General features: G+C 56.5%; 20 protein-coding genes, 1 tRNA gene and 1 pseudogene. 11 read left to right on the top strand and 11 right to left on the bottom strand.

Annotated elements, in window-relative coordinates; genetic code table 11:
• From AC2FIT_RS10685 to AC2FIT_RS10675, 3 genes and pseudogenes are all read left to right on the top strand, one after another.
• Nucleotides 1-77: transfer RNA gene (locus AC2FIT_RS10685), tRNA-Met, on the top strand.
• A 191-nt stretch (nucleotides 78-268) separates the two neighbouring features.
• A pseudogene (locus AC2FIT_RS10680) lies at nucleotides 269-471 on the top strand (IS66 family transposase); the annotation flags it as partial.
• A 472-nt stretch (nucleotides 472-943) separates the two neighbouring features.
• Nucleotides 944-1,171 carry an isoaspartyl peptidase/L-asparaginase gene (locus AC2FIT_RS10675; RefSeq protein ID WP_496829260.1) on the top strand — a complete coding sequence of 76 codons (228 nt, stop codon included), beginning with the start codon at nucleotides 944-946 and terminating at the stop codon, nucleotides 1,169-1,171.
• Between the two features lie 22 nt (nucleotides 1,172-1,193).
• Here AC2FIT_RS10675 and AC2FIT_RS10670 read toward each other — a convergent pair whose 3' ends face one another.
• The 7 genes from AC2FIT_RS10670 to AC2FIT_RS10640 all read right to left on the bottom strand — a co-directional run bounded on the left by AC2FIT_RS10670 (nucleotide 1,194) and on the right by AC2FIT_RS10640 (nucleotide 9,555).
• Nucleotides 1,194-2,528 (bottom strand): lipopolysaccharide biosynthesis protein, encoded by a 1,335-nt coding sequence (locus AC2FIT_RS10670; RefSeq protein ID WP_496829258.1) that lies wholly within the window; start codon nucleotides 2,526-2,528, stop codon nucleotides 1,194-1,196.
• Nucleotides 2,525-3,871 (bottom strand): O-antigen ligase family protein, encoded by a 1,347-nt coding sequence (locus AC2FIT_RS10665; RefSeq protein ID WP_496829256.1) that lies wholly within the window; start codon nucleotides 3,869-3,871, stop codon nucleotides 2,525-2,527. Before AC2FIT_RS10665 ends, AC2FIT_RS10670 begins: the two co-directional genes overlap by 4 nt.
• A gap of 12 nt (nucleotides 3,872-3,883) precedes the next feature.
• Complete coding sequence (locus tag AC2FIT_RS10660) at nucleotides 3,884-4,792, bottom strand: glycosyltransferase (RefSeq protein WP_496829254.1); 909 nt, start codon at nucleotides 4,790-4,792, stop codon at nucleotides 3,884-3,886.
• 115 nt (nucleotides 4,793-4,907) lie between these two features.
• On the bottom strand, nucleotides 4,908-6,770 hold the full coding sequence (locus AC2FIT_RS10655; protein ID WP_496829252.1) for a glycosyltransferase: 1,863 nt from the start codon (nucleotides 6,768-6,770) through the stop codon (nucleotides 4,908-4,910).
• 400 nt (nucleotides 6,771-7,170) lie between these two features.
• A complete protein-coding gene (locus AC2FIT_RS10650; protein WP_496829250.1) occupies nucleotides 7,171-8,016 on the bottom strand; it encodes a sulfotransferase family protein in 846 nt (281 codons plus the stop codon).
• A 517-nt stretch (nucleotides 8,017-8,533) separates the two neighbouring features.
• Nucleotides 8,534-9,286, bottom strand: coding sequence for a phage head spike fiber domain-containing protein (locus AC2FIT_RS10645; RefSeq protein WP_496829248.1), 753 nt, complete (start codon nucleotides 9,284-9,286; stop codon nucleotides 8,534-8,536).
• Between the two features lie 125 nt (nucleotides 9,287-9,411).
• Nucleotides 9,412-9,555, bottom strand: coding sequence for a hypothetical protein (locus tag AC2FIT_RS10640; protein ID WP_496829246.1), 144 nt, complete (start codon nucleotides 9,553-9,555; stop codon nucleotides 9,412-9,414).
• A gap of 217 nt (nucleotides 9,556-9,772) precedes the next feature.
• Here AC2FIT_RS10640 and AC2FIT_RS10635 point away from each other — a divergent pair, with 217 nt between their 5' ends.
• On the top strand, nucleotides 9,773-10,156 hold the full coding sequence (locus AC2FIT_RS10635) for a carboxymuconolactone decarboxylase family protein (protein WP_068337906.1): 384 nt from the start codon (nucleotides 9,773-9,775) through the stop codon (nucleotides 10,154-10,156).
• Between the two features lie 184 nt (nucleotides 10,157-10,340).
• Here the strand turns inward: AC2FIT_RS10635 and AC2FIT_RS10630 are convergent, their stop codons facing one another.
• Both AC2FIT_RS10630 and AC2FIT_RS10625 read right to left on the bottom strand, forming a co-directional pair.
• Nucleotides 10,341-11,429 (bottom strand): aromatic ring-hydroxylating oxygenase subunit alpha, encoded by a 1,089-nt coding sequence (locus tag AC2FIT_RS10630; RefSeq protein WP_496829244.1) that lies wholly within the window; start codon nucleotides 11,427-11,429, stop codon nucleotides 10,341-10,343.
• Entirely contained in the window at nucleotides 11,426-12,313 is an 888-nt protein-coding gene (locus AC2FIT_RS10625) for a MurR/RpiR family transcriptional regulator (protein ID WP_496829242.1), read from the bottom strand. Before AC2FIT_RS10625 ends, AC2FIT_RS10630 begins: the two co-directional genes overlap by 4 nt.
• A 68-nt stretch (nucleotides 12,314-12,381) precedes the next feature.
• Between AC2FIT_RS10625 and AC2FIT_RS10620 the strand changes: the two genes are divergently transcribed.
• The 6 genes from AC2FIT_RS10620 to AC2FIT_RS10595 are packed head-to-tail and all read left to right on the top strand — an operon-like array spanning nucleotide 12,382 to nucleotide 20,519.
• Nucleotides 12,382-14,835, top strand: a complete 2,454-nt coding sequence (locus AC2FIT_RS10620; protein WP_496829240.1) for an FAD-dependent oxidoreductase — start codon at nucleotides 12,382-12,384, stop codon at nucleotides 14,833-14,835.
• Nucleotides 14,835-15,917 carry an alcohol dehydrogenase family protein gene (locus AC2FIT_RS10615; protein ID WP_496829238.1) on the top strand — a complete coding sequence of 361 codons (1,083 nt, stop codon included), beginning with the start codon at nucleotides 14,835-14,837 and terminating at the stop codon, nucleotides 15,915-15,917. The genes AC2FIT_RS10620 and AC2FIT_RS10615 overlap by 1 nt, the downstream gene beginning before the upstream one ends.
• A gap of 13 nt (nucleotides 15,918-15,930) precedes the next feature.
• On the top strand, nucleotides 15,931-17,037 hold the full coding sequence (locus AC2FIT_RS10610; RefSeq protein WP_496829236.1) for a mandelate racemase/muconate lactonizing enzyme family protein: 1,107 nt from the start codon (nucleotides 15,931-15,933) through the stop codon (nucleotides 17,035-17,037).
• Nucleotides 17,034-18,140, top strand: coding sequence for a mandelate racemase/muconate lactonizing enzyme family protein (locus AC2FIT_RS10605; RefSeq protein WP_496829234.1), 1,107 nt, complete (start codon nucleotides 17,034-17,036; stop codon nucleotides 18,138-18,140). The genes AC2FIT_RS10610 and AC2FIT_RS10605 overlap by 4 nt, the downstream gene beginning before the upstream one ends.
• Nucleotides 18,137-19,240 carry a mandelate racemase/muconate lactonizing enzyme family protein gene (locus tag AC2FIT_RS10600; RefSeq protein WP_496829232.1) on the top strand — a complete coding sequence of 368 codons (1,104 nt, stop codon included), beginning with the start codon at nucleotides 18,137-18,139 and terminating at the stop codon, nucleotides 19,238-19,240. The genes AC2FIT_RS10605 and AC2FIT_RS10600 overlap by 4 nt, the downstream gene beginning before the upstream one ends.
• Nucleotide 19,241: 1 nt before the next feature.
• Nucleotides 19,242-20,519 (top strand): aspartate aminotransferase family protein, encoded by a 1,278-nt coding sequence (locus AC2FIT_RS10595; RefSeq protein ID WP_496829229.1) that lies wholly within the window; start codon nucleotides 19,242-19,244, stop codon nucleotides 20,517-20,519.
• A 222-nt stretch (nucleotides 20,520-20,741) separates the two neighbouring features.
• Here the strand turns inward: AC2FIT_RS10595 and hemC are convergent, their stop codons facing one another.
• Nucleotides 20,742-21,701 carry a hydroxymethylbilane synthase gene (hemC, locus tag AC2FIT_RS10590; RefSeq protein WP_496829227.1) on the bottom strand — a complete coding sequence of 320 codons (960 nt, stop codon included), beginning with the start codon at nucleotides 21,699-21,701 and terminating at the stop codon, nucleotides 20,742-20,744.
• Nucleotides 21,702-21,808: 107 nt separating this feature from the next.
• On the opposite strand from hemC, the gene hemE reads away from it, so the two are divergent.
• Nucleotides 21,809-22,843, top strand: coding sequence for a uroporphyrinogen decarboxylase (gene hemE / locus AC2FIT_RS10585; protein ID WP_496829225.1), 1,035 nt, complete (start codon nucleotides 21,809-21,811; stop codon nucleotides 22,841-22,843).
• A gap of 45 nt (nucleotides 22,844-22,888) precedes the next feature.
• Here the strand turns inward: hemE and AC2FIT_RS10580 are convergent, their stop codons facing one another.
• Nucleotides 22,889-23,998: a CaiB/BaiF CoA transferase family protein gene (locus AC2FIT_RS10580; RefSeq protein WP_496829275.1), complete on the bottom strand. Its 1,110-nt coding sequence runs from the start codon at nucleotides 23,996-23,998 to the stop codon at nucleotides 22,889-22,891.
• Nucleotides 23,999-24,015: the final 17 nt, after the last annotated feature.

Raw genomic sequence — 24,015 nt, 5'->3', positions numbered from 1 at the left:
CGCGGGATGGAGCAGCCCGGTAGCTCGTCAGGCTCATAACCTGAAGGTCGTAGGTTCAAATCCTACTCCCGCAACCAAAAAACGTATATAAAACAAAATCTTAGCCTCGCAACCCGCGAGGCTTTTTGCATCCCGCCATTGCCGCTCAAAACACTACGCAAGCATCAGGGCGGAAAATCACTGTAGCGGAATTGCCATGACACCAGCTACCGGTGGGTTTCGGCCGTTGACGGGTCAGGCTCTATCGTGTCCGGGGCAAGGGTATGTTGCCAAACATTGGGACGGCCTGACCGTGTTCCTTGAAGATGGCCGCGTGGAACTGGACCCAACAGCGTCGAACGCACAATCCGACCGATTGCATTGAACCGCAAAAATGCCCTCTTCGCTGGCCATGAGGCCGAAGCTCAGAATTGGGCAAACCTCGCCTCGATGATCGAAACATGCAAACTCAATGCCGTCGATCCACACGCATGACCGATCGCGCCAAGCGCTTTTTAAGCCAGATCCTTGAGCATTGATCTATAACCAATGAAGGGAAGAGAGGCTGAGATTCCCTTATCTCAGGTCGGCAGCGAGCAGAAAAAATGCTAATTATGTGACACTTATTCCAAATGCTGCTGAATGCGATGCAACAGGCAAGCCAAAGGAATAGAGATCTGGGCCGATCAATTGCAGTTCGAAAACTTTACCCTTGTGGTGGCGTCGTTCGCAGGCCTTCAAGTAAGTGTTGTTCCTTAAACTGGCGATATTCGTTAAGGCCAATGCGTTGAAAATGTCGCCTCGGTCTCGTTGACCGTCTCGTACCAAAAACCTTGGATAGGCGCCTGACCACGAAAATTCCAAGCGGGAAAGGGGGCGGTTGTGGAACAAACGGACCACATGTTCCTGATTGGGCCAAACGCGTTGCGCCTTGCGGAATCTGCGGGCATCCCGTTCCAAGAACGTGAGTATTTCTTTACACAAAAACGCTGAAACATGCTGCAGGACACCTTGCACCTCCGCGGTCTCTGCAACGGGGGATGGTGAAGTAGTTTTGCAACGCTGTGCCGACCATGAGATCGCGCCGCGAATGAAATATGCGCAAGAGGATATTCATACTGCCGCGAACTGGGTTGTGTTGACCGATCTGGCAGAGCACGGCGGCAGCGGCGGTGTCATTCAGATAATCTGACTAAAGGGACGGCGTGATCGACTTAGTGGGATATGCAACGGCAATTCCGCGCACCAAAAAAACCTAAAACTGAGCTGTCGAAACCGGTTATTCGCTTGCTGGTCACGTATATCGTCAATTGAGAAACACTCATTGTTCCAGCCATTCCGATTGCAATGCCTACCTCGTCGTAGAAAAACGCCCCCAAACCGATGGCCGGAACTGACAAGCCCAGAAATGCGACAGAGATTTTCGCATTCAGGGCTTCGTGGCCAGTCATGTTCAGCAGTATACCGCACGGTCCCGTGACGCCATTCAGGAAATGACTCGCAGCAAGAATGCATAGAACCGGATAGGCGACGACAAAGCTGTGATCGGCCAGGGACAGGATTGATCCTCCGGCAGCCAGTAGAATGCCAAACCCAAGCGTTGCTGATAAGAATGACAAGATGGCGGCAGATCTAAGGTCGCGGCGCAAGCCTGCTTTATCCTGCGAGAAATGTGCCGCAGACAAACGTGGCGCAAGCACGATGTTAACTGCATTCAGCGTGAACGACACCAGCGCCGCTGTTCGCGATGCCACAAAGTACGGGCCGGTGTCCTGAGTTGAAATGAGCACCGACACCGCGAGGATATCCAGATTGTTGATCCCTATTGTGGCTATGTTTGTGACCCAAACCCGGCGCGTAACCATCGACAGGTTCTGCCCGAAAGCAAAAGTGCTTTCGGCCCTGTTGCGGGGGGATTGCCGTACTCCCACCAGCAGCTTTCTGATCAGACGTCTCTGAAGCGCTACCAGAATCGCCAAAACAACGATTGAGGAGAAAAGCAGCGGCAAGAACTGCCCGCCTGCTGTAAAACTCTGTGCCATGAAATAGGCCAGCGGAACCAAAGCGAACCGCCAAACTACATCGCGCGGTGCCAATGCGGCGGTTATATGGTCGAAACTGCGCAAGACAGCCGCGTTGATTTCGACCATCAAATAGAAAGGCAACAGGAAAAGGCTGGCCAAAAGCGCAACGGCAGAGCTAGGCGAGCCTCCTCTGCTATCTTCGCAAAACAGCCATAGGCAGCATGCGGCCGCAAAAAGCGTGAATGACAGGCCAAGCGGCAGTCTTGAGGTTGACGCCACGGCGCTTGTGATCAGGTGTTGCCGCTTGGTCGCCCTAAGCTCTCCTATAATCCGAAGCAATCCCATCGGAACCCCCTGCGACACAACCGTCGTGAGCAATAGGGTCGAACTGAGAACTGTCGCAAACTGTCCGAAGTCATCTTCGGCCAGCCACTTACCTAAAAATAGGATGCTCACATACGAGGCAACCGCGGCCAGAACGCGAAGCGACATCGCACTTAAAAGAAGGGCAGCAAACGATCTCATCCAACAGCTTCGCTTAAAGTGTTGGGATTACCTGCTTCACGCACAAACCGGGCTTCTCGTCTGTGGCGCATCTGTACCCCAAGACACAAAGCAGGGGCACACCACATGTAGAATGAGGTGAGGATGCCACCGTCGATGATCGAGGCCACCCCCAGCAGAAGGAATGTGGTTCTGGTCCGCGCCGCGTCTGTTTCTGGTAAGGTTTTTGCTGCACTGCGCAGGCTGACAATGATCGCCACCACCAAACCAAACATCAGCGGTATGCCCAAGTACATGCTGAGCCGCAGGAAAAGGCTTTTCGCGGTCAGCGCATCCCCGGTGGCGAGATTTTCACGCACTTCCCACAGGAACGAGATATCGGCAACCCGTTGAGGGAAGTAATAGATATCATTTGACCATCCAATACCGAACACCGGGTGTTCCCAAACCAGTTGGGCCGCTGTCAGATTATAGTACAAGCGGATAATTGACGAAGGGTCTGTTTGAATGTCGGCAACCCGGGCGATTAACCGGGCGAACACAACATCCCCGATCAAAAGAACCGGGACAAGCGCCGCCAATCCGGCTGCAATCAAAGCGGCCTTTTTGACTCCGGGCACGCGCTGCGACAACAGGATAAGCACGACCGCGACCAGAACCAGAAAAATACCCGACAGCGCCAGTGAGGCGATGCCCAGCACCAACACAAGTATCACCCTTGAAAATAGGATGTTTCCAGATGCCGGGAAAACAAACCACGGTAGGAAATAGACGATAATCAGCTTAGAGAGCTCGGCCGGCTCCGTTGTTGGTCCGTTGATCCGGCCAAATCGTTGAATATACGAGAGGCCAAGATTGTCTCGGGCCCCTTCGAGTATGGGCCAGATCGCGGAATAAACGGGGTTTGCTACAACCACTGACGCAATCTGCATCAATGTGTAAGCCACCAGAACCGAAAATGACATGTTTATCCAGCGCTGCAATGTCCAAGGTGGCAGGCGTTCTCCGATCACAACGCTGGTGCAGATCAGCACAATAATGAAAAGGGGAACAATACTGGTGATGACTCCCTTGTGCAGAGGATTTGTATTATAGGCCGATACCCCTTCTGCGTGCAAAATAGCACCGTGAAACAGGGTCATTACGCTTGCCAGACAAAAGAGAACTGCCAGCACGCGCAGTAGGAAACCTTCGGGCCCACGCCGGAGAAGAGCATCCCGGATCGACCCGTCCAAGATGAGCAGGAAGGCCAGAGCAAGGAATGGATACAACGCTAGGTTGGCGTCAAAGTTGCCAAACAGACCGGGTTTCGCCATTGCACAGAATGGCAGAGAAACGAGGAAAAGCTGAAACAGTTGGCGCATGGTATCAATGCATCACGCGTTGTGAACCGGATTGCCGGTCAACGCTTTGCGAAAACCGCTTTGGTAGATCCTATGTTGCAGGCCAACCGGCATGATCCGCAGAGACAAGCGCGCCATAGGGTAGACATAGTGATAGGTGATCAGCCCGTGTATTAAGCGTACAGCGCGAGAGTACCATTTCAGTTCGGCCAACCCCCGACGTAAAGATTTTCGCCGTGTGAAGAAGGCTGATCCCAAACGCCAGCTCAACAAGCGTTCGGGCGTATTGGCAAAAGCAAGGCCATGCTGGGTGAGGGTTACAAGAAAAGCAAGATCTTCAGATAGATAAGCGATAGGGTAGCGGATACTAGGGTTCTTTAAAACACTGCGCCGGATACAATATGCAGGGTGCAGAACGGGATTAAGTTTGGTCAGCGATCTGCTACAGCCTTCGCGGCTCAAGGGGAAGTCGCGCGTCGCAATTCTCTGCCCGGTATCATCGATATCCCATGCCTGACATCCCACTAGTGAAACATCGGGATTGTCGCGCATAAATCCGATCTGAACGCTGAACCTTTCGGGTTCAGAAATATCGTCACCATCCATTCGGAAAACAAATTCTTCGTCTTCCAGGCTGTCGATGAGCCGGTTCAATGAGGCCGCAAGCCCGATGTTCTTTTGGTTCTTGATAACCCGATAAAAACGGGTTTGATTATTCTCTAGCCATTCATCGTGAGAGTCCAGCAAAGGACCGTCACAGCACAAATAGATGCGTGGCGGACTATTGAGGCCTTGTTGCACCTCAACCGAAGCCAGCGCGATCTCAAACAGGTCCAACCGGTCGCATTTGTACAAGGTCATAATGACCGCGACGGGTCCCTGCCGAAAGATCATTTCTACAACCTTGGAGTGTTTTTGTTTGGTATAAATCAGGTTCAACACACCCGCAATGGCGGGACATCACGTTGATTTTTCAACGACCCCTGCAAGAACGCCTGTTAAGGTTGCAAGCCGCCCGGCAGCGGCGGCGCATTTGTGGATGGGGTGGTGTTGCCCATCAGCAGGCATTGTATTGGGCGGTGTTTTTGCATCTTTTTGATTTGCTACTGTTCAGGGTCGAAACAACGGCGTTCACAAATCGCGTGTCGTCGGGACATACGGTCAGCAAAGGGTGATTGGGGATACCTTCTCCGCCTGTGGGGGAAACAACCGTTGGGATCTGCGCCTCAAGCGTTTCAAGAACTTTGATCTTCACACCAGAGCCAAGCCTCAGCGGCGCAACGGCGACATCAATCGTCGAAAATAACTCAAGCGGTGACTCGATAAACCCTGTGACGTGCACGACGTCGCTGGCCAGGGCTTGAACCTCGGGGGTTGGATGGGCTCCAACAATCCAGAACCGGGCAGTCGGGACATACTGGCGAACCAAGGGTAGCAAGTTCCGGGCGAAATGAACAACGGCATCGGCGTTCTCTTGACGGGCCATGTTGCCCCAGAATGCTATTCTTCCGGCGACAACCGTGTCAGTATTCCGATGAAGCGGGGACATATCGAACGTGCCCCGGACCGGTTCAGCCTTGATATCCTTTCCGGGGTGACTGTCCCTTATTTGGCTCGCGTCCTCAGGGGACAGCGTTCGGATGCGCATCACCGAGCCCCACGCTTTCTCTTGCCAGGCACGCGTTCTCTTACTCTCCAGCGTAAAAAGCCACGCCTGGATTTTCTTAGCCTGTTCCGCCTTGCGATCATACAGTTTCGAGACGATGTCATGCTGGCGAAACGTGAACAGCGACATATCTTCCGGCGAGACGGCGGCAAGCCCTTGCGTAAAATCAGCGTAAAAGTCGGTAAACTCCGGAGATGTCAGGCATTGATCTATCACCGCCCTTCCTGACACGCGCCGCGCAGAGGCGAAAAATGGCAGGCCGGGATAGCGAAGCGCACCGATCAGCCTGTCTCGCTTTGTGATCCGGATGACATGAAGGACCTCAACATTTTCAGGCCAAGTCGTCTCGAACTGGTCAAGGGAATCCAATTCGTTCAAGAAATATATGACTTTGACTTTTCCAAACCGTGCTGCCAACGCGACGATCTTAGCGTAAGCCAGTTTTTGACCTGACGAGTTGGCCCTGGAGTTGGGTGCGAATCCACACAGAAAAAGGAGGGTGCGATCACATTCAGCGCCCAGCGTCATCGAGGCTGCGTCCCGATGCCATTTTTCAAGCAGCCCGTCCCACGGGTCGGTCGTGGCGTCGCCACCCAGCACCGCAGCAAAACGATCGATTTCGGCAACATAGTTTTGCTGCAATATTGTTCGCACGGCGTCGGGAAGGACGGTCGTACTGCCCGAGAAAACCGCAGCAGTGAGCCTTTCGATTTTTTCGGGAACCGGACCTTTGGCATGCGACAGAAGTAGCCTGAGAAGCACGTCTGGTTTTTCGGAAACATATTCAAAGGGAAACACCTGCACGCGATCAGGGCCAAAAACGGACCGCCATCGTTTTATCTGCTCGGCATAGCTACCATAGCTGATCGACCGCCCCAGCCTAAGATGCTGCACCAGATCGCGAACCGGAACCCGCGCAAGGTCCCATCCTCGGTCAAAAGATGTTTCCATGCGCGTCCCGGACCAAGCCCGCTGAACCGGATTTCGGGCAATAAAGGCAATGCGCAAATCGGGAAACAAGGCGCGGATTGCTTCGATACGCCAGCGGCGCAACGGGCCATAATCGGGTGCAACTTCTACGATGGGCAAGTCATTGGATGCGTCGGTGTACTGGTCCAGATAGGCATGAATTGTTCCCATCCGTCCGCGATCGAAGTGATGGCACTCTTTTTCTTCTGCAACGTTTGCAAGATGCGCCTTTTGCAGCTGTTCATGAACCCAGGTTGTGCCCGATTTTTGGGCCCCAACTACCATCAGATCAACGGGTCGTTTCAAACCCTTTCGTATCCGATTTCGATACGCTGGCACCCATCGAATCAGAGCGATTTCCGCAGAGCCGAAGAAAAAAAGGCTCAACTTTCTGATTAAGTCTCTGGGATGGCTTTTCTTGCGATAGGGATTCCGTGAGAAAACTTTCCGATACACAGTAAAATCCCCAAGGGTAGGCGGTTTAGTATGGTCCAACTAGGGGAAGTGCCAAAAGTGTTCCAGTAGAAAACGCCGAACGCGAAGTGGCGAGGGGATTGGTTGTTCCCGAGGCATCGTTTTGGTCAACACCCATTTTCCAAGCGGATATTATATTGCATCTATAGGGGTTTGCAGATTGGCTGCCACCGGCGCGGGCCGTTGCGTCGTATGCTTAAAGACGCGATTGCTATAACGCGGCCGCACAGAGGTCTTGGTAGAGCGCGATGCTGCTTGGGGATGGTTGCCGAATTCCGGACTCCAAATCAGCATCAGATGTATCGACTTTGCGTTTTGTGATTTGGCTGGCAAGGTTGTTTGTTTTCCACACCTCCTCCGCCCGAACAAGGGTTTGGGAAATGTCGACGCGCCGTTCCAGAAACTGGGGGTGGTAGTCCATCCCCAGGTTTAGAAACAATGCCTGCATGACCTGCAGCGGATCGTCGACCAGAGTGTTGTAGTCGACAAAAACATGGTTTTTGACCCCCAGATAGCGTTGGTGGTGGCGCAGGTTGGCCTCCCACAATGCCAATGCGCCATCGGCGTCCATTGGGTTTACCCAAGTCGCAGAGGCTTTTACGATGGATGGAACGGTGCTCATGTGATCGCGCAGCATGTGAATAACAGTGACCGGATTGTCGGTGGATGCAGCGACAATCCAATTCAACCTTCGCAGGTGCGCCGGTGTTTTTTCGAGCCAGATGTTTTTTCCGTTCAACTCCGTCAGCACATCCAAGGCGTTCAAACAAAACCGTGCGGCGTGGGAAAGACAGATTTGCGCCTTGATGAAATCAAGGTGCGAAAAGCGGGGCAGGACTTCAGTGTGGTGCCTTCCCGCGTCGATCGAGGCGACAAACCGTTGAACAAGCTTGTCTGGGCGGCGCACCAAAATGCCGTTCTTTTCTCCTATCGGTTTGATAGACGCAGTTAGGAAGTGAGTTTCGGGAAACGAAAAGACGTCAGGGTGGCAGGCGATCAAGCTTTGGGCCAGGGTTGTGCCTGTGCGGGGTGTGCCAACCATCATCAATCGTCTCATCACCAGCGTCCCGTCCCGCCCGAATTGGTTCGCTGGGTGTCATATCTGTCATCCAATCGCAAGCTAACCTGGCCGCGTTGTGAAAGACTATTGCGACGGCGGACGTGCAAAGCAAAACAAGGCGGTCGCAGTGTTGTGAGTGTAAGAAAATGACCCTATTGACGAAGGCGAAAAGAACAATCTGAGTGTTTCATCACGAATAATAGACGGCCTGCCCAGCGATCTCTATTTCGCTTTTTCCAGAACTTGTTAGGCCTGTTTTACGGTTGCCCTAGTTTTCTTAAAGCCCATAAACCGTGAGCCGGATTATTAGGCGCACGTCGGTCCACAAGCCCCGGGTCAGAGGGTGCTGCTGGTATGCCGCCTGACCCACCAAGCGTGACGGTCGAGGGTCAACTGCAATTGCCTATAGTACCACCCGAAGTCCCACCTGGGAAATTCAGCACGCGTTTGAGGCCGCGATTGCGGCCCTACCCACTCTCTCCTACAAAACGGACCTTTGAAAGAAGGCTATTTATCACTCGATTAGGATACGCTTGACGTGTTTTCTTGTCATTGCAGGCCACCATCCATCACTGATCGTTTGAAGCCTGAAAATATCCCGACTTGAATCGTCATAGATGACCGTGACGTTGAATGTTCCATGGATACCGAAAATGCCTGCCATATCCGAACCGCGTACTGCAACGCCGCCCTCGGATGTTATGTTTGAAGTTGCGGTTGCCCCAAACTCGACCTGTGCACCCCAAATATAGACGTCGATATCTTCATTTGTTGTCTCACTTAGAATGAAGATACGACCTTGGCTGTTGGGTAGGTCGCCAGTGTGGCTGAAACGTTTCCATTCTGTTGAAATGTTAATGATCCGCGAGCTTTGGTCCGAATGTCCGAACCGCATCGCAACTGGCGCAGTTGCGCGCAACCAGATGCTGACTGTTGATTCACCTGCAGGGGTACTGTCGCGCACCAAAAGACCCCCGCGCGCGCCGTCGGGACCGGCAGTCGTGTCCGCGCAATTCCACGTCATCGCCGTAGGGGTGCCGTCCGGCGCTGTATGCCCAGCTGCGAATACAGGCTTATACCAGTACCCGCTCCAGTATTGCGCCATGAAATCATTTGAATAGTGCAGCAGGTTCGTTGCTTCGGGTTCGAACAACGCGCCTTTGAAGCTGCCCGTTCCATAAACGTGATCTCGACGGATTGTATTCGCGCCAACACTTTCTAGCGTACCTGTCTCTCCAATGCGATAAGCGGGCGAGTTTCGCGTCAAATGCAGGACTGAGCTCAGATCAACAGGCGACCCTAAGCGCCTGTATACTTGGCGTTCGAAATCGAGCGATAGGGTGGGGGTCTTGCGCGGCGGGTGTGAGGTGACTGAGAGATCGCAAACCAGCTTCATGCCGACACCACCGCGTCAGTCAGGCCGTCGAAGTTACGGACCCGCATGGGGGCAAGTTCCCGCACCCGGCCTGACAGGCTGGAAACGTGGTCGGTCAACAGAGTCTTGTTCATGTCAAAATTCTCACTGTTTTTGTTCATCGCGGTCACGTTGGCCAGAAATGCTTAGCGACCGGAAAATCAGCCGTGCGTTGCGCCCTTTGCCAGATCGGGGTGTGGAGGTTTCACGGCACCGATGGGCGACCGTTTAGAAAGCACTGCCGACTGGATTGCGACAAGACACCTTCGGCAAGGTCTTGCGCCGCAGCCCTAAACTTGCATTTGTTTCAATTAAGCACTGAAGAACCGGAGACCTTTCATGGCCGATATTTTCGACGAAGACCTTTTTCTGAAAGGGTTAGAGCAGCGCAAAGGCACCTTGGGTGCGGAATATGTGGAAAAGAACCTGGCAGCTGCCGATGACTTCACCCGCCCATTTCAAGAAGCGATGACAGCCTGGTGCTGGGGGTTCGGCTGGGGCGATGACGTGATTGATGCCAAGACCCGGTCGATGATGAACCTGGCGATGATTGGTGCCTTGGGTAAAATGCATGAATGGGAAATCCACTGCAAAGGCGCGATCAACAACGGTGTGTCAAAAGAGGAAATCAGGGCCATCATTCACGTTGTCGGCATCTATTGCGGTGTTCCGCAGGCGCTGGAGTGTTTTCGCGTTGCCCGTAAAGTGTTGGATGCCAGCTAACACCGAGAGCAGTCAAACATTCAGCGACAACATGTGAAAGCGTCCCTGCGCCCTTCTAGTTAGGTTGAAACAGTTGTTTTCTGATCTCCAGCGCTGGAATTACGCGGCTTTGCTGACGAAAGCACAGGAAATCGACGCCAAAGATGTCCGTTCTTAGTGGTGGTCGGGCAGACCCCTTGGCGTGTTAATCTACGGCTTCGCGCATCCACTGTTGCAGCCGGGCGATTGAATGTTCTGACATCACCCCGCATCCCGGATCCAGCACCAGCGGACCGGGGCGATAGCCGCGGGACTTGAGGCCACGGTGGACGCTTTCAACAAGCCTGATGTCTTCCTCAACCGTGGTTTCCCGATCCTGAACGGCCAGTTGCCGGATCACTGCGCTTTCCGAACCACCCTCGGTGTACCATCCCCGGAACACGGTACAGTGGTCCGCGTCCTTCGCGCGCCAGTGATAAGTGTTCAACACATTACCCGGGTAGCACTGGAACGAAAACATCGGCCAAAGGAACCAAGACTGATAATCGCCCGCGTGTGGTACCGTCAGGTCGATAGGATAGGTCATCTTGTCGAGGCTCTGACATTCGGTTGTGTGACGCAGGACATAACCGCCGTTCGCGTCGGGCTGGATGTCATATGTTTCAGGTTTAACCACACCTTCGGCAAAGGTCGGATGGTTGGTCGGGCAGTGATAGCATTCCGAGTAATTCTCGACACTGACTTTCCAGTTGCAGTTTTCGGGTATCTCGACCCATTCCAATGGTTCGAGATCGTCAATCTGAGGCACAAATGCGTGGATTTCTTCGCGCACGCCGGGGTACCACTCATCCATCGAGGCGGCGTTGTCGTCGAGATTGACGAAGATAAAACCATTGAACACCTCGGTCCGGACCGCGGTCAGGCAGATCGCGCTGCGGTCAAAGCCAGGTACAGACTTGATGTTTGGTCCGGCGCGCAGTTGACCGGACAGCTCATACGTCCATGCATGATAAGGGCAGACGACGACGCGGGTATTACCCGCACCCGTCACCATTTCATGTGCGCGGTGCTGGCAGACATTGTAGAAAGTGCGGATTTCTCCATCGCGTCCGCGGATGCAGAACAAGTTCTGCCCGGCGATCTCGAACGCAAAGTAATCGCCTGTTTCCCGCACCTGCGCCACATGGCCTGCAAACTGCCACGTTCGCGCCAGAAGCCCCTGCATCTCGCGCTCGAAAATTGCAGGATCGGTATAGTACCGGGCGTCCAGGGAATGAGTCAGCGGTGCGTTCATTCGGGCTCCTCCGCGTAGAGGCCTAGTTGGTGTCTGCGTTGGTGAAATCGTGCCACGCGCTCGACGATCTCATCGCTGGAAAGCGCAATCACGAAGGACAGCAGCGTTTCCAGCAAAGCAATGGTCGAAACGGAAGACGGGAAGAATTGCGGCGTGTCGGCGGCCACGACAAAACCGTGCTGCGCGTTCAGTATGACCGGACTGGCAGGGCTGTCGGAAATGCCGATGACCGTTAAACCTTGTTGCCGCGCCAGTTTGATCGCCTCAATTACCTCGGTGCGGTAAGGATGGCATGTAATGGCAATCAGCACGTCCTGTTCATCAGCCCAGGCCAGATCGTCCACCGGGGTGGAACCGGGTCTGGGGATGGCATGGAATTGCTTCATGCCCGTCGAGGCAAGATAAGTGAAATTGCGCGCGTTCGAATTGTTGACGCCGACACCCAGCGTGAACACCTGTCGCGAAGTCCAGATCGTTTCGGCTGCTTTCTCAAGGCGCTGGGCATCAATCCCTGCAAAGGTTTCTTCGATATTGCGGATCGCGGCTCCGACCATGTCGGCATAGAGGCCACCCAGTTCGCCGGACTTTCCGATATCCTGCAGCCAGCGGGCGCGGTCGGGAAACGACACCGTGCCTTTGCGAATCGCGTCGCGGAATGGCGCGCGGAAATCCTCGTAACCTTCAAAGCCTACTTGCTGGGCCATGCGCACGAACGTGTTTGGCTTTACGTTGGCGGCTTCGGCGATCTCGCGCACGGTCGAAACCCCGACATCCGTTGGGTTTTCCAGCACGTAACGCGCGGCTTTCTGCGCTTCGGGCGTCAAGGCATCCCATTCGCGGGATAGTCTGTCTAGAACTGTATATGATACATTTGTGTCATTCATGATTGACGATGGTACAAATGTGGAATTAGCCTGTCGAGCAGAAACGCGACTCGGGAAGAGGAAAAATCATGTCCGAGAAGAATCTGCCGTCACATGCTCGCGTCGTCATCGTGGGCGGAGGTGTCATGGGGGTCGGTCTGGCCTATCACCTGGCGCATGAAGGCTGGGGTGACGATACCGTTCTTCTGGAAAAGGCTGAACTGACCAGCGGCAGTACCTGGCACGCGGCGGGCCAGATCACGCATTCGACGTCAAGTTTCGGGCTGGGCAAATGCGTCGACTACAATATCGGGCTGTATTCGGGCGCGTTAGAGGCTGAAACGGGTCAACCGGTAACATGGCATGGCTGCGGGTCCTTCCGTCTGGCCTATACCGAGGATGAGATGGACTGGCTGCGCCACACTTTGTCGGTGGGCCGGTCGTTGGGGTTCAATATCGAACTTGTCGGCCCTGAGAAGGTGGCCGCTCTGCACCCGTTCTACAATCTCGAAGGCGTTCTGGGTGCGCTATACACGCCCGATGACGGCCATGTTGACCCGACCAACGTGACCATGGCGATGGCAGCCGGGGCACGTCAGAAAGGTGTTCGCATCGTCCGCAACTGCCGCGCAACCAACATTACCCAGGCCGAAAGTGGCGAATGGGTGGTTGAAACCGAACATGGCACCATCACCTGTGAGCACGTGGTGAACGCCGGTGGCACCTATGCAAGGCAAATGGGCGAATGGTCGGGGCTGCAACTCCCAATGACCTCGATGACGCACCATTACTTCGTGACCGAGCCTGTACCGGAGTTTCAGAACCTCGATAAGGAGCTGCCGGTGATCCGCGATGACCGCAAGGTCTCGGGCTATATCCGGATGGAGCAGCAGCGTGGCTTGATCGGAATCTATGAGAAAGAGAATCCGAATTCGGTCTGGCACGATCATTGCCCGTGGGAATATGAAAACTGGCTTTTCGATGCGGATTATGACCGGGTGATGCCATGGCTTGAGGAAAGCCTGAACCGAATGCCGATCTTTGCCGAGCTGGGCATCCAGCGCGATGTGCACGGGGCGATCTCGCATCCCCCCGATGGAAACCCGCTGATTGGGCCTGCGCCGGGCGTTCAGAACTACTGGTGCTGTTGCGGGACGCAGATCGGGATCGGTTGGGGTCCCGGCCTGACCCGCGAATTGGCGCGCTGGATGGTGCATGGGGCCGCCGATATCTCAATGCGTGAGTTCGATCCGCGGCGCTTTGGCAGCTATGCCAATAAGGAGTGGCAGGTAATCAAGGCCGAAGAAGACTACTGCCTGCGCCATGAAATCCCGTTTCCCCATTTCAACCGGCTTGCGGGGCGTCCAATCAAGCCGTCGCCACTGTATGAGCTGTTGAAAACCAAAGGCGCGGTGCATGAAGAAGTCTACGGCTTTGAACGCCCCCGCTGGTTTGCGCGGGATGGCGTCGAGCAGCGTGATCAATATTCTTTCCGCCGGACGCCCGCCGACGACATGGTCGCGGCCGAGGTCAAGGCGGTGCGTGAACGCGTCGGGATCATGGATGTCACCGCCTTCACTAAAGTCGAGGTTTCGGGGCCAGACGCTTACGCCCTGCTGGACCGGTTGACAGCCAACCGGATGCCGCAAAAGGTCTGCTCGATCACCCTGACCCACATGCTGAACCGGCGCGGCCGGATCGAGTTGGAGACCACTATCGTTCGCATGGCTGAGGATCGGTTCTATCTGGTCTGTGCGGCCTTCTTCGAACAACGCCTGCTGGATCACCTTGCGCAACAGCGCGCAGATGAGAATGTGCAGATCACGGCGTTGTCCGCTGATTGGTCGGCCTTGTCGCTGAACGGTCCCCGGTCGCGCGATGTGTTGGCGCGCTGCACCGATGCTGACCTAACCAATGCCGGGTTCCGCTGGCTGTCCGCACAGGAAATCACTGTTGCGGGGCATCAGGTCTGGGCCTTCCGCATGTCCTATGCCGGTGAGTTGGGGTGGGAACTCCACATGCCCAACGCTGCGTGCTTTGACGTCTACTCCGCGCTTTGGGCTGCAGGTGAGCCGCATGGCATCGCCGACTATGGCAGCTTTGCCATGAACGTGATGCGGATGGAGAAGGGTTTCAAAGGTGCGGGGGAATTGACCAATGAGGTCACTCTGGCCGAGGCCGACGTCCTGCGCTTTGCCCGCACCGATAAGGACTATCTGGGCAAAGAGAAAACCCTTAACACCGATCTGCCCTGGATCTGCGCGTATCTTGAGATCGAGCCGGACGGCGTGGCCGACGGGCATGGCGGAGAAGCCGTGATGCTGGATGGGCGCGTTGTGGGATCGACCGCTTCGGTTGCCTATGGCCATACGATCGGCAAGATCCTGGCCTTTGCCTATCTCAATCCTCAGGCGGCGCGGCCCGGAACCGCACTGCAGGTCGTGATCCACGGAAAACCCCGTACCGCGCGTGTGCTAGGCGAACCCGCCTATGATCCGCAAAGCCTGCTGCCGCGCACTGACGCGGCATTCGAGACCGCCTGATGGCCCTGCCAAATACGATGAAGGCCATGGTCACCATGGGCCATGGCGGGTTAGAGCAAATGGTGCTGCACACCGACTGGCCGCGCCCTGAACCCGCGGCAGGCGAGGTGCTGATCAAGGTCGCCGCCTGTGGTCTGAACAATACCGATGTTAATACGCGGTCGGGATGGTATTCCAAGACCGTCACAGACGCGACAACCGGCGGTGCGTTTGAAAAGGTGGGTGAGGACGACCCGACATGGGGCGGCAATCCGATCACCTTTCCGCGCATTCAGGGGGCCGATATCTGCGGGGAAATCGTAGCTGTTGGTGCAGGTGTCGACAGCGCACGCATCGGTCAACGCGTCATCACAGATGGTTGGCTGCGCGACCCGGATGATCCGGAAAACATGGACAAGACAGGCTATTATGGCTCGGAGCGCGATGGTGGTTTTGCCGAATATGCGACAACGCTTGCGGTGAACGCGCTTCCAATCGAATCGAACCTGTCAGATGCCGAACTGGCGACGTTTTCCTGCTCCTATTCAACGGCCGAAGGCATGCTGACCCGCGCCAACGTGGCGGACTGCGATACGGTGCTGGTGCCCGGCGCCTCGGGCGGTGTGGGCGGTGCTCTGGTCCAGCTTGCCAAACGGCGCGGTGCGCGGGTGATTGCGATGGCGTCCGGGATCAAGCACCCTGACGTGGCCAAGCTGGGACCGGATCGCATCCTGCCCCGTGCGCCAGAAAACCTGCGCGCGGCCCTTGGTGAAGAAAAGGTAACCGTGGTCGCGGATGTGGTTGGCGGGCCATACTGGCCGAATCTGATCGACATTCTGGAACGCGGCGGGCGCTATACCTGCTCCGGCGCGATTGCTGGTCCGATGGTCAAGTTCGACTTGCGCACTTTCTACTTGCGTGACCTGACGTTTACCGGCTCGACCGTGATCGACCCGCAGGTAATGCGGAACATCGTGAAATACATCGAGACCGGTCAGATCAAGCCCGCCCTTGCCGCAACCTATCCGTTAGAGGACCTGCGCGACGCTCAGGCTGCTTTCATCGCAAAACAGCATATCGGCAACATAGTGGTGATCCCATGACATTGGATGCCGCATGAAAATCACCCGCATCCGCATCTACCAGACCGGGCTGCCCTATGTGGGTGGTGCCTATGTCTGGGGCGCGGGCAATGCGATTGAAACAGCCATAGCCTCGGTCGTGGTAATCGACACCGATGCCGGGTTGCAGGGATGTGGTGAGTTCACACCTTGCGGTGAAAACTACATGGTCGCGTATTCCCAAGGCGTCGCGTCGCTGGCGCGGCTGGTCGCTCCGAAACTCCTGGGGGAGGATCCTCGGCACGTAGGTCGGATCGAGCAACTGATGGACCATCTGGTGCGGGGTCACGGCTATGCCAAGGCGCCGTTTGATGCGGCCTGCTGGGATATTCTAGCGCAAGCTTGCGATCAGCCGGTCTGGATGCTGCTGGGCGGCAAACTGACCAATGGCGCACCGATGTACCGGGTCGCGCCGCAGAAAGCGGTGGATGAGACCGTGGCCGAGATGAACGCCTGTCGCGATCAGGGTTACAGGCAGTTTCAAATCAAGGTCGGGGGCGACTGGGCCAGCGACATTGACAGGATACGCGCCACCGTGCCGTTGCTTGAACCGGGCGAAAAGGCGATGGCCGATGCCAATCAGGGATGGCGCGTTGACAATGCGATCAGGGTCGCCCGTGCCACGCGCGATCTGGATTTCATACTGGAACAGCCCTGCCGCACCTACGAGGAATGCCAGCAAGTGCGCCGCGTGGCTGAACAGCCGATGAAGCTGGATGAATGTGTTACCGACATCCAGATGGCCCAGCGGATCGTTGCGGATCGCGGGGCCGAGATTTGCTGTCTGAAAATTTCGAACCTCGGCGGGCTCAGTAAGGCGCGGCGGGTGCGGGACTATCTGATTGATAACCGAATTCCCGTGGTCAGCGAGGATACATGGGGCGGAGAGATCGCGACCTCGGTCGTTGCGCATTTTGCCGCCTCCACCCCGCCCGAATATCTTCAGAACACAACCGATCTGGTTAACTACAATACGCGATCCACCGGAATTGGCGGGGCAATGTCGCAGGATGGTAAGCTTTATGCCCCGGATGCGTCTGGACTTGGTGTGAAGCCTGATTTCGAAAGCCTGGGTGCGCCGGTGGCGGAATATGTGTCATGAAGATAAAATCGATCACCGTTTACCAAGTCGACCTGCCTTTGGAACATCCCTATTGGTTGTCCGGCGGACGGCTGAAGTTCGAAACGCTCGACGCAACGATTGTAAAGATTGAAACTGATGCAGGGGTGGTCGGCTGGGGTGAAGGTACCCCTTGGGGGCATACTTACGTGCCCGCGCATGGCCCGGGCATCCGTGCAGGCATTCAGACGATGGCCCCGTTCATTTTGGGCCTTGATCCGCGCAAGCTGCTGGAGGTTGAGCGCGCGATGGATACCGCCTTGCCCGGCCACCTCTATGCCAAAAGTCCAATCGATATGGCCTGCTGGGATATTGCAGGGCAGGCTGCGGGGTTGCCAATTGCCGATCTGATGGGCGGAGGGTCGCGCACGCCGCGCCCGATTGCGTCCTCGGTGGGGGCGAAAACCATCGAAGAAACCCGCACGGTGATCGATCGGTATCGCAGTCGTGGGTATGTCGCACACTCGGTAAAGATCGGCGGTAATGTTGAACGCGATATCGCCCGCGTTCGCGATGTCGAGAGCATCCGTAAACCGGGTGAGATCGTCCTCTATGATGTCAACCGGGGTTGGACCCGGCAACAGGCCCTGCGGGTGATGAGCGCCTGTGAGGACCTGAACGTAATATTCGAACAGCCGTGTGAAACGCTGGACGATATCGCGGCGATATCGGGCCGTCATGCCTCGCCCGTTTCGGTGGATGAAAGCCTTGTCACCTTGCAAGATGCCGCCCGTATTGCGCGCGATGGGCTGGCTGAGGTGTTCGGGATCAAGCTGAACCGTGTTGGCGGGCTGACCAAAGCTGCGCGGATGCGGGATATCGCGCTGGCGCATGGCATCGACATGTTCGTGATGGCCACCGGCGGCTCGGTCCTGGCCGATACCGAGGCGCTGCACCTGGCCGCGACCATTCCCGACGAAAACTGCCACGCCGTCTGGGCCTGTCAGGACATGATCACAGTGGACATTGCCGGTGGACGCGGTCCTCGCAATACCGACGGTCACTTGCACCTGCCCGAGGTTCCCGGACTTGGCGTGTATCCCGACGAAGACGCGTTGGGTGAACCGGTTGGAATATATAAATGAAAATTAAAAAGATAACGCTTTGGTCCGTCGACCTGACCAGCCATGAAACCTATCACATGGCCGAGGGTAAGACCTGCGCGATCGTGACCTCTCAAGTCCTGTGCCTTGAGACGGATACGGGTTTGAAAGGCTGGGGAGAGGTTTGCCCAATTCCCCATTACCTGCCTGCATATGCCGGTGGAGTATCGGCTGCTGTTGCGGAAATGGGGCCGGAAATCCTTGGAATGTCCCCGTTTGGTGTGGATGCGCCGATGCGCAAGCTGGACGGATTTCTTCCGGGTCACCAATATGCAAAATCCATCGTCGATATCGCCCTTTGGGACTTGTTCGGGAAGGCCACGGGTCAGCCGGTTTATGCTCTGCTGGGTGGACGGACGCGGAAGGATATGCCGCTTTACCACTCGATCACCTGCATCGCGCCGGATGAAATGGCCCGGATCGCCAAGGCGGCTTACCAGTCCGGCATTCGCCAGTTTCAGGTCAAGCTGGGTGTCGAAGGCGACTGGCAGGCCGATGCCGAACGTCTGATCAAGGTGCGTGAGGCCGTGGGGCAGGGGCCGCTGGTTTATGGCGATTGGAATTGCGGGGCGTCGCGGCTGCAAGCAACGCGCACGGGACGGGCGGTTGCCCATCTGGACATCATGCTGGAACAGCCCTGCAAAACGCTTGAGGACTGTGCTGCTGTTCGGCAGGCAACTGGATTACCGATGAAGATCGACGAGAACGCATATGATCTGGCCTCGCTTTTGCGCGCGCACGAATTGGGTTGTCTGGACGCGGTGGCGCTGAAACTGTCCAAGTTCGGTGGGCTTTCAGCCATGCGGCGCGCGCGCGACCTGACCGTCCATCTGGGGGCCGAGATCTGTGCCGAATGCACCTGGGGGTCAGACATCGTGACGGCGGCGTCACTGCACTTTGCGGCGTCGACTCCACACGGATCTTTGTTGAACACCTGTGATCTGTCGTCTTATGTTGCGCCGCGCATCTGCCCGGATGCGCCAAACCGTGTGAATGGCAGGATTGCCCCGTCGGACGGGCCGGGGTTAGGTGTTGCGCCAGACCCGGATATCCTAGGTTCCCCTGTATCGGAGATCGTGTGAAATGCTGAAAATCAATACTCAAGCCGAATGGATCGACCGAGCGAACGCCGTCTTGCCCGCCGGGGGATTTGGCAATTTCGACCCCGGTATCATCATTGCACGTGGCGAAGGCAGCCATGTCTGGGACGAGGATGGAAATGAATTTATCGACTATCTGATTGGCTCGGGTCCGATGCTGCTGGGTCATGGCCACCCCGAAGTGATTGAGGCCGTGCTGGAACAACTGCCCAAAGGCATGACCTTCTTTGCCAACAACGCAAAAGGCATCGAACTGGCCGAGGCGATTGTTGACGCGGTTCCATGCTGCGAGCAAATCCGCTTTGTCGCGTCGGGTGGTGAGGCGGACATGTACGCAATCCGCCTGGCCCGCGCCTATACCGGCCGCGACAAGATTCTTAAATTCGAAGGCGGTTATCACGGGATGAGTGCCGAGGCGCAGATGAGCCTTGCCCCAAGCCGGCAGGTCAACTTTCCACAGGCCGTACCCGATAGCGCCGGTATCCCCGAAGGTGTGGCCGACCAAATGCTGATCGCGCCCTTCAACGATCTGGATGCCGTGTCGACCCTGCTGGATGAACATGATGACGTCGCCGCGATCATGGTCGAGCCGCTGCAACGGATCATTCCGCCTTTGCCCGGGTATCTACAGGGGCTACGGGATCTGTGCGACAAACACGATGTGCTGCTGATCTTTGATGAGATCGTCACCGGGTTCCGTCTGGCCTATGGCGGTGCGCAGGAAAAATACGGCGTCACGCCGGATATCTGTACCCTTGGTAAGATTACCGGCGGTGGTTTCCCTCTGGCTGCATTGGGCGCGAGTGCTGAGATCATGAAACATTTCGACAAGACTCAGGTAGGTGAGGAAGGCTGGCTGATGCAGTTGGGGACCTTGTCCGGCAATCCCGTGGCATCGGTCGCGGGTCTCAAGACCATGGAGATTCTGCGGCGCGACGGCGTTTATGACCAATTGCGTGCGACGGGTGCGGTATTGCAGCAGATGCAGGTGGATGCGCTGACAAAGGCGGGTATTTCGCATCAGATTTGCGGCGATGAGACACTGTTTGATATCTACTTTACCGATGCTGCCTGTCGTGACTATCGCAGTGCGAAACATGACGATCCACACCGCAACACACTCTACAACGATACGTTGCGCGCGCACGGAATCTTCAAATCCCCCGGCAAGCTTTACCCGTCCTTGGCAGTTACCGAGGCTGATTTGGAACAAACCCGTGCAGCCGTCGAAAAGGCAGTAGACGCAATCAGCGCAGCGTGACGCACCTCAGAGAAAAGAAATGGGCCGCTGTCGAAATATGACAGCGGCCCCAACCGATCAGCAGTTTGGTGCAATCTCGCCCCCTCGAATACCACTTAAGCGAATATACTGAAAAAACTTTCGACTTTATTGAGACAGCCCCCTGATCTCATCGGTATGCCACCTTGATGCCAGATTGGCAGAGAATCTACAGTGAAGTAGTTCACATTACTCAAATTTTTCTCAATTTCTCCAATCAAAGAAGCCGGGCCCCGCTTTTCTCAGAAGCGACTCTGCCATTTTGCGCCCCATTTCCGCTGCATCGGCGATGGTGCCGGAGAAGTCTTCGGAAATCGCCTCGGAACCATCCGGGCGCAGCACTTCGCCGCGCAGGCGCAGGGTGCCGCCCTGTATCTCGGCCAGACCGGCAATGGGTGTTTCACAAGACCCATCCAACGCCGCCAGCAAGGCACGTTCAGCGATCAGGCGTTGACCGGTTTCGGTATCGTGGATTGCCGCAAGCATACCCGCTGCGCGGGAATCGTCGTTGCGGCGTTCGATGCCGATTGTGCCCTGCGCGATGGCCGGTAGCATCTGTTCTGGTGCAATCGCCGTGGCGGGCACGTCTTCCATATTCAGGCGGCGGATGCCAGCCATGGCCAGAAAGGTGCAATCGGCCACACCATCCGCCAGTTTCTTCAGTCTGGTCTGCACGTTGCCACGAAATTCAACGACTTTCAGGTCGGGCCGCCGGTTCAGCAGCTGTGCCCGGCGGCGCAGTGATGAGGTGCCGACCACTGCACCCTTTGGCAGATCGTGGATCGAATTGAGTTTGGGAGAGATAAACGCATCGCGCACATCCTCGCGCGGCAGGAATGTGTCCAACACCAGCCCCTCGGGCTGTTGCACCGGCATGTCCTTGGTGGAATGCACCGCGATGTCGATTGCGCCGCGCAACATCGCTTCTTCGATTTCCTTGGTGAACAGACCCTTGTTGCCGATCTCTTTCAAAGGTCGGTCCGCTTCGATCATCGCCCGGTTGTCGCCCGTGGTTTTGATTACCATGATTTCGAATGCATCGTCCGGCAGGTCAAAGGCCGCACCCAGCCTTTGCCGGGTCTCATAGGCTTGCGCCAGGGCCAGTGGCGAACCACGTGTGCCGATTTTCAGCGGCGAGTCGGGATTGGGCAGGGTCAGTGTCATATGCCAAGCTTTAGTCGCGTCACATTGCCCTGACAATGGGGGCAGAGCTTGACAAATTGCCGCCGAAGACGGACCCGTTCGGTTAACCGAGACGATTGGGGGCAAATATGGCCGAGACAAAGAAACTGCTGCGGGCGCTGGCGGGTGAGGTGCAGGATGTGCCGCCAATCTGGATGATGCGTCAGGCCGGACGGTATCTGCCCGAATATCGCGCAACCCGCGCGCAAGCCGGCGATTTCCTGTCGCTGTGCTACAACCCCGAACTGGCGGCCGAGGTCACGCTGCAACCTATCCGACGCTATGGGTTCGATGCGGCCATCCTGTTTGCAGACATTTTGTTGGTGCCACAGGCGCTGGGTGCTGAGTTGTGGTTCGTGACAGGAGAAGGCCCGCGCTTGTCGACCATCACGCAGCAATCGGACTTTGACGCGCTTAAACCGGTTGAGACCATTCATGAGACTTTGTCGCCGGTCTATGAAACGGTGCGCATCCTTTCGAAAGAGCTGCCGTCCGAGACGACGCTGATCGGGTTCGCGGGTGCGCCCTGGACGGTGGCGACCTACATGATCGCAGGGCGCGGCACTCCGGATCAAGGCGCGGCCCATGCGCTGCGCGAGGGAAACACCGCCTTGTTCGAGGCGCTGTTGGATCGGATCACGCTGGCCACGATCGAATATCTCTCGGCCCAGATCGACGCCGGGGCCGAGGTGGTCAAGATCTTTGACAGCTGGGCCGGATCGCTGAAGGGTGACGCATTTCAGAAATACGCGGTCGAGCCTTGTCGGGTGATTACGCAAGCCATCAAGGCACGCCATCCCGGTATCCCGGTGATCGGCTTCCCCCGTGAAGCCGGGGATGGCTATATCGGTTTCGCCAAGGCAACCGGTGTGGACTGCGTTGCGCTTGACAATTCGGTGTCGCCGGGATGGGCGGCCGAGCATGTGCAGGTTGATGGCTGCGTTCAGGGCAATCTGGCCTCGTCCCATATGGTGACCGGCGGGCAGGCTTTGGTGGACGAGACACGGCGGATCGTTCAGGCATTCTCGAATGGTCCGCATATTTTCAACCTTGGCCACGGGATCACGCCGGATGCTGACCCAGAGAATGTTCAGTTGATGATAGACACGGTTCGCGGGCGGTAAATCAGAACTCTTCGCAACCGGGCCCAAGCCTATCCTATCGGATCGTCAGCCCTGCGAAGGGTCATGTGGGATTTGTGTGTCAAGTTCATTCAAAATTTCCTGACGGTGCTCCCCGCGGGCGGGGCTGGGCCTGGGCTGCCATGCGGCGGTTGAGAACCTTGGCGCCGCAGCAGCTTGCAAGGCACCCTCGGCTCTCTGCCATGTTTGGCGGGCAATGTTCATCGGGTGGGCATATGCTTCGGTCGGGCTGAGGACGGGCGCGACGCAAGCATCGGTGCCGTCGAAGAGATCTGCCCAATGATCACGCGGTTGGCTGGCAAAGATTTCGGTCAGGCGTTGTGTGAGGGCAGGCCAGATTGCGCGATTGTATTGTTGCTGGAAGTCAGGGTCTTCGGACAAGCCCAGTTTTTGCAGAAACAGTGCGTAGAATTTGGGTTCCAGACACTGCACCGTTACGAACTCGCCATCGGCGCAGGTGTAGGTCCGGCTCCAATGAGGGCCATCCAGCAGGCTCTGCCCGCGCGATTCCGACAGGTTGCTAGTCTGACCAAGGCTCATCAGCACGTTCATCATATGGGCCGAGCCGTCATAGATTGCGGCGTCGACCACCGTTCCATCACCCGTTTTTTGCGCATTCAGAAGCCCTGCCAGAAGGCCCGCAACAAGATACAAAGCCCCACCGCCGATATCACCAACAAGCGTTGCCGGTGTTTGTGGGGGCTGACCCGGTTGAGACGCATACCAAAGCGCACCGGACAGGGCGATATAGTTCAGATCATGTCCGGCAGCGTCTGAAAGGGGGCTGTCCTGACCCCAGCCGGTCATCCGGCCATAGACCAGCTTTGGGTTCAGCGCATGACATTCTTTGGGGCTTAGGCCGAGTTTCTCCATAACGCCGGGGCGAAAACCTTCGATCAGCCCATCGGCCCGTGCGATCAGGCGTTTCGCAATCTCAAGATCGCCTGCGTCTTTTAGATTCAGATCAATCGACCGTTTGCCGCGGTCGAGCACCGAACGCTCTGGCATGCCGGGCGTTACGGCTTGCCCCTTTCGGTGGACGGTTATGACGTCTGCGCCCATATCCGCCAACAACATCGCTGCGAAAGGAGCCGGGCCCAGCCCCTCGAACTCTAGGATCCTGTAACCGTTCAGCATTGTGCCCCTTTCATTTT

This window comes from Ruegeria sp. YTSA135 (assembly GCF_059610165.1).
Note: the sequence above shows the minus strand (reverse complement) of the source record. Positions and strands in the feature narration are given on the sequence as shown.

Excerpts from the sequence above, each read along its gene's own strand:
- AC2FIT_RS10600 (WP_496829232.1), top strand. The coding sequence starts at position 18,137 with ATGAAAATTAAAAAGATAACGCTTTGGTCCGTCGACCTGACCAGCCAT.
- AC2FIT_RS10635 (WP_068337906.1), top strand. The coding sequence starts at position 9,773 with ATGGCCGATATTTTCGACGAAGACCTTTTTCTGAAAGGGTTAGAGCAG.
- AC2FIT_RS10605 (WP_496829234.1), top strand. The coding sequence starts at position 17,034 with ATGAAGATAAAATCGATCACCGTTTACCAAGTCGACCTGCCTTTGGAA.
- AC2FIT_RS10655 (WP_496829252.1), bottom strand. The coding sequence starts at position 6,770 with ATGGTAGTTGGGGCCCAAAAATCGGGCACAACCTGGGTTCATGAACAG.
- AC2FIT_RS10580 (WP_496829275.1), bottom strand. The coding sequence starts at position 23,998 with ATGCTGAACGGTTACAGGATCCTAGAGTTCGAGGGGCTGGGCCCGGCT.
- AC2FIT_RS10640 (WP_496829246.1), bottom strand. The coding sequence starts at position 9,555 with ATGAACAAAAACAGTGAGAATTTTGACATGAACAAGACTCTGTTGACC.
- AC2FIT_RS10665 (WP_496829256.1), bottom strand. The coding sequence starts at position 3,871 with ATGCGCCAACTGTTTCAGCTTTTCCTCGTTTCTCTGCCATTCTGTGCA.
- AC2FIT_RS10620 (WP_496829240.1), top strand. The coding sequence starts at position 12,382 with ATGTCCGAGAAGAATCTGCCGTCACATGCTCGCGTCGTCATCGTGGGC.
- hemE (WP_496829225.1), top strand. The coding sequence starts at position 21,809 with ATGGCCGAGACAAAGAAACTGCTGCGGGCGCTGGCGGGTGAGGTGCAG.
- AC2FIT_RS10615 (WP_496829238.1), top strand. The coding sequence starts at position 14,835 with ATGGCCCTGCCAAATACGATGAAGGCCATGGTCACCATGGGCCATGGC.
- AC2FIT_RS10595 (WP_496829229.1), top strand. The coding sequence starts at position 19,242 with ATGCTGAAAATCAATACTCAAGCCGAATGGATCGACCGAGCGAACGCC.
- AC2FIT_RS10610 (WP_496829236.1), top strand. The coding sequence starts at position 15,931 with ATGAAAATCACCCGCATCCGCATCTACCAGACCGGGCTGCCCTATGTG.
- AC2FIT_RS10625 (WP_496829242.1), bottom strand. The coding sequence starts at position 12,313 with ATGAATGACACAAATGTATCATATACAGTTCTAGACAGACTATCCCGC.
- AC2FIT_RS10670 (WP_496829258.1), bottom strand. The coding sequence starts at position 2,528 with ATGAGATCGTTTGCTGCCCTTCTTTTAAGTGCGATGTCGCTTCGCGTT.
- AC2FIT_RS10630 (WP_496829244.1), bottom strand. The coding sequence starts at position 11,429 with ATGAACGCACCGCTGACTCATTCCCTGGACGCCCGGTACTATACCGAT.
- AC2FIT_RS10650 (WP_496829250.1), bottom strand. The coding sequence starts at position 8,016 with ATGAGACGATTGATGATGGTTGGCACACCCCGCACAGGCACAACCCTG.
- hemC (WP_496829227.1), bottom strand. The coding sequence starts at position 21,701 with ATGACACTGACCCTGCCCAATCCCGACTCGCCGCTGAAAATCGGCACA.